Here is an 11,913-nt window from a genome sequence, read left to right as displayed (position 1 = left end):
GCGGGCTACCCGTCCGCCACCACGTCCCGGACCTCCATCAGGGCGAAGCCGAGCAGGTTGAGACCACGCCACGCCGACGGATCCTCCGCCCGCGGGTCGTCCGCGGCAAGGCCGATGCCCCACACCCGGTCCAGCGGGCTCGCCTCGACCAGCACCCGGTCGCCGGTGCCGCGCAGATAGTCGCCCATCGCGGCGTGCTGCCGGAACTTGGCGACGTTGCCGTCGACCACGATCCCGTACCGGGCGGCCAGCCAGACCTGCTCGTCGAAATCGCGCACCCGCCGGCCGAGATCCTTGGCCTGCTTCGGATGACCGGCAGCCAGCACCCGCGCGGCCGTCTCCGCGTCGTCGAACAGCATCGCCTTGCGCCACATCATGTAATGCTCGGCCGTCTCGAACCGCACGCCGTCAACTGTGAACGGGGACGGCGCCCACTGGCTCAGGCACTCGCCGCCGTCCCGCCGGGGCTGGTGGCCCCAGAAGAAGACGTAGCGCACCCGCTCGCCGGCGGCAGTCCTTCTCACCAGCTCATCGATCATGCGACCGATTATCCGCGCGCGGTCGAATCCTTTACCGCCCGCAGACGGTCCAGGCCCAGAACGACGACCGCAAGCACCGCGAACTCCACCGCGAGAATGCCGAACTGCATCGCCACCCAGCCGTAGCCGTTCTCGGTCGGATCGAGGAAGAAGTAGGGATACGGCACCGGGTAGTCCGGATAGACGAACGCGCGGAACTCCGCGAAGAGGCCGTAACCAAGCGGAAACAGCAGCCAGAGCGGCAGCGTCGACCACGGCACCACGCGGTGCGGCCGCACGGTCAGCCAGTCGGCCAGCGCCAGCACCGGCACGATGTAATGCAGGCAGAAAACACACCACTCGAAGAACAGATCGCCGTCACCGAACAGCGGCGGCAGCGGATTCGCACCGCCGTTGAGCAGGATGTGCGCGACCAGGCCGGTTATCGCAAGCCAGTACACGACCGCCCCGCGCAACCGGGGTGCCGGCGACACGACCTCCCGGCCGCTGACCATCCGCGAGATCGCCCAGCCGAAGTAGGCAAGCGCGATCAGATTGCTCAGCACCGTGTAATAGGTAAGCGAATTGTCGGTGAAGAACAGCCCGAAAGCCGCCGCCGCCACGATCGCCACGCGCAGCCACAACTCCGGTCGCCACCATATGGCCACGCCCGCCACCTCCCCTGATCACGGTGACTCGCACCCTAGATCACGAGCCGCCCGGCGGCATCACAGACCACACCCGTCTTCCCGCTCCCGCGGTCGTCAAGCCCGTTTGCTCCCGCGGGCAAACCTCGCGCCGGGCTCCGCTGGCGCTCCGCTCGCCGCTCGGAGCCGGTTCCGTCGTGCACGACCAGGTGAGCCCTGGGGTGTTAGCGTCCGGCCATGAGTGGGATGCGGGCGGGTGGCGTGCACGGTGCGGCGCTTGTGGACCGGGTGATCGAGTCGGTGCGGCCGGAGCCGGGCCGGTCGATGCTGAGCTACCTCACGGTGCCATGGGTGGAGGGCGGCGAGCCGCAGCCGAGGCCGGCTGAGGCGCTGGCCTTCCCGTCCGGGCGTCCGCTGTCGCCGAGCCTGCGCGCCTGGCTGGCGTTCGACGCGAGCCTGTTCACCAGGCACGGCTGGTTCGGGCCGGACGGCGCGCTCACGCCGAGGCCGCTTGACCGGCTTGTCGCGGACGAGGTGGGCCAGCCGTGGGGCGAGCTGTTCGGGCCGGTCGCGGCGCGGTTCCCGGAGTGTTTCCTGCTGCCGGGCGGCTCCGACTCACGCCGCGCGCTCGTGGTGACCGAGCCGGACTCCACGGGCGAATACCCGATCCTCGCCATCGACGTGGACGACCTGCCCTGCGCCGAGCTGATGTACCCCGGCTTCGACGTCTACCTGGCCGCCAACGCCACGGTGATCGACCCGGCGCCCGGCGGCGGCTACTCCGCGCTGCTCACGGATCCGGTCTACGGCGCCCGCATGCGGGAACACGCGAAGCAGCTCTTCGGCGGCGCGACCGCGATCGAATATCCCTTCGACTGAGGCACCCGGTGACCAGCCGGGCCGCCGATCGGGTGTTCAGCTGAGCCGGGTCGCGGCGGCGGTGAGGGCGTGGCGGGCGCTCTGCTCGGTGCGCAGCACCATCTCGGCGTCGGTCGGGGTGCGGCCGGGCTCGCCGGAGACCACGTCGTGGGCCTCACGCACGGCCGTCAGCAGCGTGGCGACGCGCCAGGCGGCCGGGCGTGGATCCGCGGCGGGTTCGGCCAGGCGCTCACGCAGCTCCGTCACGGCGGCGCGGCAGGCGGCGGTGACCGAGGCCAGATGGCGGATGGCGGCGCGGTTGCGGATCAGCACGGCGCAGAGCAGACCGGCCACACAGCCGAGCACGGTCTGCAGCAGCCGGTCGCGGATCAGGCCGGTCACGGGCGCCGGATTCGCCAGCTCGCCGACCAGGATCGCCAGCGGCGTGACGGCAAGCATCGCCAGCCCGTAGTTCCGGACGACAAGCAACTCGGCCACGACCTGCAGAAACACGATCGCGGTGACGAGGGCCCACTGGCCGGGCAGGAGCAGGATCCCGGCGGCGGCCAGCGCCACCCCGAGAAGCGTGCCGACCGCACGCTGCAGGGTGCGGTGCACGGAGCCGAGCAGATTCGGAGTCTGCAACACGGCGACGGCGGAGACCGCGGCCCAGTAACCGTGCCCGAGACCGCTGTGCCCGACGGTCGGGCTGCTGTCCCCGGCGGCCGGGCTGCCGTCACCGGCAGGAGCGCCGGCATCGATGGCAGACAGCGCGGCATCGCCTGTCAGCAGGTGGGCGAGCAGGCCAGCGACAAGCGCGCCAAGTGCCACCCGGGCCGCGACCGGGATCGCCGGGCCGCCCAGCCAGATTCTGCCCTCGGTGACCGGGTCGGGGCGCAGGAAGTGTGGGCGGCTGCTCAGCTCCGCGGCGAGGTGCCGGCCGGCGATCTCGGCGATTTCGGCGCGGGTACGGCGTACCCGCGGAATGGGTCCGTTCTTTCCGGTCTGCGCGGCAAGCGTGCGCAACTCGGCCCAGTCGACCTCGGGCTCGTCGGCCGGGACGCCGGTGCCGCCCGGCGCCCACGCGGGGGCACGGCGCGCAGCCTCACCCCTCACGTGGACCTCGGCGAACGCGCTCTCCGCATGCGCACAGAGCGTCTCCAGGTCCGCGATCAGCGCGCCGCGCGGCCCCGTCGGCGGCACGGCCGGGAGCGCACGCCAGGCCCGTTCCACGGCTACGGCGGCCCGGTGCCGGAGCGTCAGGCCGGACGTGCCGGGCGCGACGTCCTCGAGCGCGGCGACCGCACGGAGCGCGCGGGCCACGGCCAGGCGGCGGGGTGCGTCGCGGTCGACGGCGGCGCCGGCCATCGCCACCAGCCAGGCCCAGGCCGCGGCCGCGGCGGTCAGCGCGGCATTGCGGCCCACGGCGCCGGCCGTGGCAGGGAGCGCGCCGGCCACCGCGGCCGCGAACGCGAACATCAGACCGGCCGGCGGCCCGACCCGGAACGCGGTGCAGAGCCACGTCGCCACGCCCCCGGCCAGCGCCACCACCAGGACCGGCGCGATGCCGCCGAGCAGCGCTGCTCCGGTGCCGGCGGTGACGGCGGCGACCAGGCCGAGCGCTACCAGCGCGAGTTGCCTGGCCCGCGGGCGGTAGAGCTCGTCGCGCGCGTAGAGCGCGGTGAACGAGCCGAAGGCCGCGGTCGCGGCCCAGGACGGCCGGTCCAGCGCGACAAGCACGACCATCGGCACGGCAACCGCCAGGCCGGCGCGGAACGCGAACGCCCACGCGGCATCGGCGGTACGGACGCGGATCGAGTCCCGCACCGCCGCGCGGACCGTCACCGCAGGTCCCGGTGGGTTCTCAAAGGCATCCGGGCAGCCTAGTCACGGCCTCCGCCGAGTGGTGACCGCCGGGCCACCGATGTGCCGCACTCGTCGGTGCGCGCCGCCCGGCCCGGCCTCGGCACCCAAGGTCACGGTGTGGGTTCGGCCTACTTGCCGGACAGCTCCTCGAAGAGCGTGAGCTGCAGGTTCGCCGGTCCTTCCAGGCGTGCGTTAAGCGAGTTCCACGGCGTGACGGTCGGTGGCGCGATCACCTCCGCACCGGCGCCGGCCAGCGCGGCAGTCGTCGCGACCGCGTCGGTGACCTCGAAGGCGACCCGGATCTGCCCGGCCACGCGCCGTCCCACCTCCACCTCGTCGATGTAGGCGGCGTGGCCCGGGTCGGCGATCTCAAGCGTGGCGCGGCCGGCGTCGAGGATGGTGACGTGACCGTCCGGGGAGGAGAACGCGGCCTGCTCCGGGAGGCCGAGCACGTCGCGGTAGAACCGCAGCGCCTCCTGGTAGTCCTCGGCGGTGACGACGAGACGCAGCTGGCGGACGGGTGTGGGGTCGGTCATCGGCCCACCCTATTCAGGCGTGGCGGCACGGTGGGCCGCACGTGACAAACGACCACATACAACACCGGCCCTGGACGGCGACCCGCTTCCGGAACAGGCACTAGGCTCGGTCGGGTGGAGCGCACACCGACCCTGGGACCGCCGATGACCCCTCGCACCGCTGCCGTCTGGGAGGCGTTGCGCCGTGAGCTGCGCCGAGCCGGCGGGCGCGAGCTGACCGTGCTCGACGTGGGCGGCGGTACCGGCGGGTTCGCGGTGCCGCTTGCCGAGCTGGGGCACCGGGTGACTGTGGTGGACGCCAGCCCGGACGCGCTCGCCACGCTTGTCCGCCGGGCGACCGACGCCGGCGTGGCGGACCGGGTGCGCGCGGTGCAGGGCGACGGCGACGCGCTTGCCACGCTTATCGACGACGAGGCCGCCGACCTGGTGCTCTGCCACGCGGTGCTTGAGGTCGTCGACCATCCGGCGGACGTGGTGGCCGCCGTCGCGGCGGCGCTGCGGCCGGGCGGCGCGGTGAGCCTGCTGGTGGCGGGCCGGGCCGCGGCCGTGCTGGGCCGCGCGGTCAACGGCAATCTGGGCGCGGCCGCGCGCGTGCTGTCCGATCCGGAGGGTTGCGCCGGGCCGCGGGACACGTTGCGCCGCCGCTACGACGCGGCGAGCGCAACCGCGCTGCTGGAGGCCGCGGGCCTGACCGTCGAGCAGATCCACGGGGTGCGGGTCTTCGCCGACCTGCTGCCGGCCGCGGTCGCAGAGGCGGACCCCCAGGCCCTGCTCGACCTCGAACTGGCCGCCGCCGCTCACCCGCCCTACCGCGACCTCGCCGCCCAACTGCACCTGTTCGCCCGCCGATGAACGGCCCACGGACCGGCGACGGCCTGGAGGTGGTCCGTCCCGCCTACGGCCGGGCCAGTCTGGCCGACGTGCTGCCGTCCGCGCTCGCGGTCCTCGGCGTGCCCGGCTCTCCGGATCCACTTCACCTCACAGACCAATTGCCGGGGGTACGCCGCATCGCCGTGCTCCTGGTCGACGGCTTCGGCACCTACCAGCTCCCGGCAGCGTCCGCGATCGGTGGCACGATCGCGGATCTCAGCGCCGGACGCCTGGGCCAGCACACGCCGCTGACCTCGGGTTTCCCCTCGACGACGCCGGTCAGCCTGGTCACGCTCGGCACCGGCGCACCGCCCGGCAGTCATGGTGTCCTGGGCATCTCGCTGCACGTACCCGGGACGGATCGGGTCTTTGATCTTTTGCGCTGGGGCGACGATCCGGATCCGGCGTCCTGGCAGCCGGTACCGACGCAGTTGGAGCGTGCGACCGCGGCCGGCGTGCGGGTGACGCTTGTGACCCGGCCGGAGTTCGACGGCACCGGCCTGACCACGGCCGCGAACCGGGGTGGCGCGTTCCGCGGCGCGTCTGACGTGGACGGCCTGGTCACCGAGATCCTGGGCGCGCTGTCCGGCGACGACGCGCCGGTGCTTGTCTCCGGCTACTACCGGGAGATGGACAAGGCCGGCCACGTGCACGGCCTGACCTCACCGGAGTGGGCCGGCACGGCCGCGGACGTGGACGCGCTGATCACCCGCCTGGCCGACGGCCTTCCGGAGGACGCCGCACTGCTTGTCACCGCGGACCACGGCCAGATCGACGTGCCGCACAATCGGCGGTACGACCTGGACACCGACCCGCGTCTCTCGTCCGGCCTGCGTTTCGTGGCCGGCGAGCCCCGCGTCCGCTACCTGCACGTGACTCCGGGCGCGGAGGACGACGTGATCGCCGCGTGGCGTGCGGTCCTCGGCGCCGACGCGGAGGTGGTCTCACGTGCCGAGGCGGTGGCCGGCGGCTGGTTCGGCCCGGTGGCGGAGCCCCACCTGGCCCGGATCGGCGACGTAGTAGTGATCATGCGCGACCTGGCCGCCATGATGGCCTCGAAGCACGACCCGCCCTCCGTCGCCACGCTGATCGCCTTGCACGGCGCGAACACCGCCGCGGAGATGTCGATCCCGCTCTTCATCCTGCGCGGCTCCGCGTCCTGATCGCGGCCCGCGCCGCTCCGATAAGCAGTCGACCGGCAGCAGGCCCGCCGATCGGCGACTCGCCATGGTCCCGATGTCGTCGATTTTTTCTGTTTGTGCGGCTTTCACGCATTTGGCCTCGATGCCGCTTTTGTATCTCAGCCGGTCATGCCACGCAGGCGACGCGATACCGCGATGCCGGTGGCCTGCCGCCCGTCGCCCTTCTGATCGTCGTGGGCTCCAATGAGTGACGTCACCGGCCGCTAAATGTTGAAATATCAGGCACAGAATGCTCGACGTGCCCGAGGTCAGATCTTGTCGTCATCGATCCGTTCCCCGCTGCGGCGATGCGACGGTGAGCGCGAGCGCGGCCAGGCGCTCGTTAACGGCGGCATGAGGGTTAAGTGCCGTGTGGGGGAAGGCGGGACGAGGCGTAAGTGCGGTGGGCGAAACCAGCCGCGGGACAGGCTCCGAGCTATGTGCGGACTCCGAGCTATGTGCGGAGCGCCAGCGGAGCCCGACGCGCAGGTTTGCCCGCGAGAGCGACTCTGTTGACCATTCGCGACCGGTCGTTTGGGGAGCGACGGTCGAATGGGCTGGGGCGTGGTGAGTGGTTTCGGTCGGTCGTTGCGGTTGCAGAGGGCGAGCAGCACGGCCGTCGGCTCGATGGCGGCCGAGGCGGCTGTGGGTCGACGCAACTGCGAACTGAGGCAGCCGCGAACTGAGGCAGCCGCGAACCGGGGCAGCTGCGGCTTGGGCGGGCACAAGGGCCGGCACCGAGGCCGCGGGTTCCGCAGGCGTGCGGGTCAGTCGTGGCACTTCAGCAGGCCTCAGGGCCGGGCAGGACCGCAAACCCACACCGGATCCGCATATGTCAGGACACAGCCGGCGCTCACGGCCCGCGTCAGGTGGAGGCCCCGCGGCCAATGCCCAGGTCCGAGCGCTACCCGCCCGACATATCGTTATATAAATGCCTGCCTGCGCGTTCATCCTGACGTCGAAGGGCCAGTAAGGCCCACGTCAAGATCCTTGCGGCTCTGGTGGCCCTTATTCGAGCGCTATAAGGGCCACCAGAGCCGCAAGGATCTTGCATCCCGCCAGATGGACGCGAGATCCCAAATAACGAACCCATCGCGGCGCGGAGCGCCCGACCTACCATTGCCCTGGCGCGGCGACACGCGAGAGCAAAGATCAACTGGCGCTTCGGCGAGCTCTTGGCTTCGGTGCTGATCCTTGCAACCACCCAGGCCAAGATCAACCGACCTTCCCGGCCACATCGCTCCCTCGGTGCAGGCCCTTGCGACCGCCCAGGCCGCAGCCGCCCAGGCCGCAGCCGCCCAGGCCGCAGCCGCCCAGGCCGCAGCCGCCCAGGCCGCAGCCGCCCAGGCCGCAGCCGTCCTGACCATGACCGCTCTGACCGTGACCGCTCTGACCGCAGCCGCCCTGACCGGCCGCCGCTTAGACGATGGCCGTGCTGCCCCCGCGTGCCGCGAGACCGCCGACCAGCCGGAACAAACCGCCACACTCCCGCCCTCGATGCCAGCCTTCGATCGTCAGGCCCCATACCGCCGCGTGAATGGGCGACAGAGTCGGGAGCGCGCGGGCCGGTCCACGGTGTGAGCGGGAAGATCGTTGTCCTCGGGCCGGCGCGAGAGCCTGTGGGAGCCTGCCGCCGGACCACCGCAGGAGCCGGAATGCTGTGTTGCACGTCGGGGCCGGGCGAATCGCCCGGCCCCGAGTGTGTGGAAGGTCAGTGGATCGCAGGCGGGGCCGGGGTGCTGTTGCCCTCCTCGGCCAGGCGCTCCAGGCCGCTCGTGGTCTTGAGCGGCACCTCCTTGATGAAGATGACCGTGATCAGCGTCAGAATCGCGAACGGGACCGCTACCAGGAACAGGTCGCCGATCGCGGAGCCGTAGGCGTTCTGGATGACCGTGACCAGCTCGGGTGGGAGCGTGGAGATGTCCGGGACGGCGCCCGCCTCGCTGCCGCCGGTGGCGCCCGCGGCGGCGGGGCCGAGTGCGTCTTCCATGTTGGCGGTGACGCGGTTGGCGAGGATGGCGCCGAGGACGCTGACGCCGACCGAGCCGCCGAGGCTGCGGAAGAACGAGATGACGGAGGTGGCGGCGCCGAGTTCGTGGGCGGGGACGTCGTTCTGGGCGGCGAGGACGAGGTTCTGCATGAGCAGGCCGACGCCGACGCCGAGTACTGCCATCTCCGCGCCGAGGACCCAGAGGCTGGTGTCCGCGCCGATCGTGCTGAGCAGGCCGAGCCCGGCGATCATGATGGCGCCGCCGGCGACCAGGAAGGCCTTCCACCGGCCGGTCTTGGTGATCATGGCGCCGGCGATCGTGGAGGAGACCATCAGGCCGAAGATCATCGGCAGGCTGAGCAGGCCGGCCTCGGTCGGTGACTTGCCGAGCGAGAGCTGGAAGTACTGGGAGAGGAAGACGGTGCTGCCGAACATCGCGACGCCGACCAGCAGGCTGGCGATCGTGGCGAGGCTGACGGTGCGGGAGCGGAAGATGGTCAGCGGGATGATCGGCTCGCTGACCCGGGACTCGACGACAAGCGCGATCGCGATCAACGCCAGGCCACCGGCGACCAGGCCGGCGGTCCAGGCGGAGGCCCACTCGAACTGGTTGCCGGCAAGCGTGACCCAGATGAGCAGCGTGGACACGCCGGACATGATCAGGAACGCGCCGAGGTAGTCGACCTTGACCTTGCGGCCGACCGTGGGCAGCGACAGCGTCTTCTGCAGCAGGAAGATCGCGAGCAGGGCGAACGGTACGCCGAAGAAGAACGTCCAGCGCCAGCCCAGCCAGTCCGTGTCGACGAGTAGCCCGCCGATCAGCGGGCCGGCCACGGTGCCGGTGGCGAACACGGCGCCGAAGATGCCGGAGTAGCGGCCCAGCTCACGCGGCGGAATGATCGCGGCCATCACGACCTGGACCAGCGCGGTGAGGCCGCCGGCGCCGATGCCCTGCACGACCCGGCTGGCGATCAGGACCTCGGGGTTCGGCGCGAAGCCGGCGATCAGCGAGCCCACCACGAACAGGCCGAGCGACAGCTGGATGAGCTGCTTCTGGTTGTAGAGGTCGGCGAGCTTGCCCCAGAGCGGAACGGTCGCGGTCATCGCGAGCAGCTCGGCGGTGACCACCCAGGTGTAGGTCGACTGGCTGCCGTTCAGGTCCGCGATCACCCGGGGCAGCGCGTTGGCCACCACCGTGGAGGCGAGGATCGAGACGAAGATGCCCATCATCAGGCCGGTGAGGGCCTCGTTGATCTGGCGCTTCGTCATGCGCGGGGCTGCCGCGCCATCGGTCTTGGCGACCGGCGCGGGTGGGGCGGTGGTCATGAATTCTCCAGCTTCGGCAATGAATGGCAGACCGCTGCGTCGAGGTCCGCGATGGTGAGGGGTGGTTCGGTGATCGGCGTGTGCCCGGTGGCCCGCAGGCCGTCAAGCGTGATCCGCAGCTGCCGCCGCCAGAGGCCGGGCCGGGCGTCCTCGGTCAGCTCGACGATCTTGCCGATCGACATCATGGTGAGCGCGATGTCCGCCTCGACCACGTCCGGCCGCAGCTCACCGGCGCGGTGTGCGCGGTCGAGCAGCAGGTTGATCACCTCGCTCATCCGGGACCGGCACTCGTCGAGCAGCGAGGTGGAGGCAAGCACCCGGAACACGCCGTCCATCAGCGCGCGGTCCGCGATCTGGCGGGCAAGCGCGGTCTCCAGGAACGTCTCCAGGCCGGCCCACGGCTCGCTCTCCTGCGCGGCGAGCAGCGCCTCGTCCATCCAGGCGTCGATGTCACGTTTGATCACGGCGCCGAGCAGGTGGTCCTTGGTGGCGAAGTGCCGGTAGAGCGTGCCCATGCCGACGCCGGCCGCCCGGGCGATCTCCCGCACGTCGACGTTGGCACCGCGCTCGGCGAACGCGACTGTGGCCGCGTGCAGGATCTGCTCGCGGTTACGGGCGGCGTCGCGGCGGAGCGGCTTCACGGGAGCGGTCACGCAAACACCGTAGCGATTTACCGGAGCAGTTGCTCCGTATTTTTCAGTGAACCGGAGCACATGCTCCGCAACAAGAATCGTCAGGGGGTACGGCTAGCGTGTCCGTCATGGGGCGAAGTCAGGCGGTCGGTCGCGGCGGTGACCCGCGGTTCGGTGCGGATGCGGACGACACCGGCTGCCCGATGCTTCACGTGGACATGGATGCGTTCTACCCGTCCGTCGAGATTCAACGGCGTCCCGCGCTGCGCGGCCAGCCGGTGATCGTCGGCGGTCTGGGCAATCGGGGCGTGGTCAGCTCGGCCAGCTACGAGGCCCGCGAGTTCGGCGTGCGCAGCGCGATGCCGATGATGCGGGCCCGCGCGCTCTGCCCGCACGCGGTGTTCCTGTCGCCGGACTTCGAGGCTTACACGGCGGCCTCCCGCGCGGTGATGCAGATCCTCCGGGACACCACGCCGCTTGTGGAACCGCTCTCGCTCGACGAGGCGTTCCTCGACGTCAGTGGCGCCCGCCGGCTGCTCGGCCGCCCGGTGGAGATCGCCGCCAAGATCCGCGCCCGGGTCCTCGACGAGCTGGGCCTGACCTGCACGGTCGGTGTCGCGCCGACGAAGTTCCTGGCCAAGCTCGGCTCCACCCGCGGCAAACCGGACGGCCTGATGGTCATCCCGGCCGGGCTCGTGCTCGAGTTCCTGCACCCGTTGCCGGTCGCCGCGCTCTGGGGTGTGGGGGAGCGGTCCGCCGAGTCGCTGCAGCGCATCGGCCTGCGCACGGTCGGCGATCTGGCTCAGGCCCCGATCTCGCTGCTGCGGACCGCTGTCGGTGAGGCGTCGGCCGCGCACCTGCATGAGCTGTCCTGGGGGCGCGACCCGCGCGGCGTGCAGCCGGAGCACGTGGACAAGTCGATCGGCGCGGAAGTGACGTTCGACACCGATCTTGCCGATCCAGGGGAGATCCGGAAGACGGTGCTGGCGCTCTCCGGCAAGGTCGCGGCACGCCTGCGGGCTGCCGGGCATGCCGGCCGGACCGTGTCGATCAAGATCCGCCGGGCGGATTTCCAGACGCTCAACCGGTCCCGGACGCTCGGTTCGCCGACCGACGTGGCCCGGGAGATCTTCGATACCGCCTGGGCGCTTTACGCAGCTATGCCGCATACCGGCCCGCTCCGGCTGGTCGGCGTGCGGGTCGAGGGGCTTGTCGACGGCGCGACCGCGGCCCGGCAGCCGGAGCTGGGCGCACCGCAGCACGGCTGGCGTGAAGCCGAGACGGTCATCGATGCGGTGGCGGCCCGGTTCGGCGGCGCGGTGATCCGCCCGGCGAGCCTTCTCGGCGGTGTCGACCAGCGCCGCACCGAAAATCCGTCCTGACCGTGGGTCGTCCCGCTTTCCGCATCGCAAGACCCCTCGTAGACTGGCGGGTAAGCAGCCCTGCCGGGCTGCCACGGTCTGCCGGCCCATCCCGGGTCGGCACAGCT

Annotated in this window: 10 protein-coding genes; 4 read left to right on the top strand and 6 right to left on the bottom strand. The window is 71.5% G+C overall.

What is annotated here, in order from left to right; translation table 11 throughout:
- Nucleotides 1–5 precede the first annotated feature (5 nt).
- Nucleotides 6–539: an NADAR family protein gene (locus ACIA8K_RS01870; RefSeq protein ID WP_396053865.1), complete on the bottom strand. Its 534-nt coding sequence runs from the start codon at nt 537–539 to the stop codon at nt 6–8.
- Between the two features lie 8 nt (nt 540–547).
- Nucleotides 548–1,186, bottom strand: a complete 639-nt coding sequence (locus ACIA8K_RS01865) for a Pr6Pr family membrane protein (protein ID WP_396053863.1) — start codon at nt 1,184–1,186, stop codon at nt 548–550.
- A 216-nt stretch (nt 1,187–1,402) separates the two neighbouring features.
- On the opposite strand from ACIA8K_RS01865, the gene ACIA8K_RS01860 reads away from it, so the two are divergent.
- Entirely contained in the window at nt 1,403–2,044 is a 642-nt protein-coding gene (locus ACIA8K_RS01860; protein ID WP_396053861.1) for a hypothetical protein, read from the top strand.
- Between the two features lie 36 nt (nt 2,045–2,080).
- Here ACIA8K_RS01860 and ACIA8K_RS01855 read toward each other — a convergent pair whose 3' ends face one another.
- A complete protein-coding gene (locus tag ACIA8K_RS01855; protein ID WP_396053859.1) occupies nt 2,081–3,868 on the bottom strand; it encodes an FUSC family protein in 1,788 nt (595 codons plus the stop codon).
- A 149-nt stretch (nt 3,869–4,017) separates the two neighbouring features.
- Nucleotides 4,018–4,425, bottom strand: coding sequence for a VOC family protein (locus tag ACIA8K_RS01850; protein WP_396053857.1), 408 nt, complete (start codon nt 4,423–4,425; stop codon nt 4,018–4,020).
- Nucleotides 4,426–4,569: 144 nt separating this feature from the next.
- Here ACIA8K_RS01850 and ACIA8K_RS01845 point away from each other — a divergent pair, with 144 nt between their 5' ends.
- Both ACIA8K_RS01845 and ACIA8K_RS01840 read left to right on the top strand, forming a co-directional pair.
- On the top strand, nt 4,570–5,277 hold the full coding sequence (locus ACIA8K_RS01845) for a methyltransferase domain-containing protein (protein WP_396053855.1): 708 nt from the start codon (nt 4,570–4,572) through the stop codon (nt 5,275–5,277).
- The gene (locus ACIA8K_RS01840) at nt 5,274–6,458 is read left to right on the top strand and encodes an alkaline phosphatase family protein (protein ID WP_396053853.1); all 1,185 of its coding nucleotides are present in this window, start codon (nt 5,274–5,276) and stop codon (nt 6,456–6,458) included. Before ACIA8K_RS01845 ends, ACIA8K_RS01840 begins: the two co-directional genes overlap by 4 nt.
- Nucleotides 6,459–8,187: 1,729 nt before the next feature.
- On the opposite strand, the gene ACIA8K_RS01835 is transcribed toward ACIA8K_RS01840, so the two are convergent.
- Together ACIA8K_RS01835 and ACIA8K_RS01830 are read right to left on the bottom strand one after the other, a co-directional pair.
- Nucleotides 8,188–9,792, bottom strand: coding sequence for an MDR family MFS transporter (locus ACIA8K_RS01835; protein ID WP_396053851.1), 1,605 nt, complete (start codon nt 9,790–9,792; stop codon nt 8,188–8,190).
- Nucleotides 9,789–10,445: a TetR/AcrR family transcriptional regulator gene (locus ACIA8K_RS01830; RefSeq protein ID WP_396053849.1), complete on the bottom strand. Its 657-nt coding sequence runs from the start codon at nt 10,443–10,445 to the stop codon at nt 9,789–9,791. The genes ACIA8K_RS01835 and ACIA8K_RS01830 overlap by 4 nt, the downstream gene beginning before the upstream one ends.
- Before the next feature lie 107 nt (nt 10,446–10,552).
- Here ACIA8K_RS01830 and ACIA8K_RS01825 point away from each other — a divergent pair, with 107 nt between their 5' ends.
- Nucleotides 10,553–11,806, top strand: a complete 1,254-nt coding sequence (locus tag ACIA8K_RS01825) for a DNA polymerase IV (RefSeq protein ID WP_396053847.1) — start codon at nt 10,553–10,555, stop codon at nt 11,804–11,806.
- Nucleotides 11,807–11,913: the final 107 nt, after the last annotated feature.

It is taken from the genome of Catenuloplanes sp. NPDC051500, assembly GCF_044454585.1.
Taxonomy (GTDB): Bacteria; Actinomycetota; Actinomycetes; order Mycobacteriales; family Micromonosporaceae; genus Catenuloplanes.
Note: the sequence above shows the minus strand (reverse complement) of the source record. Positions and strands in the feature narration are given on the sequence as shown.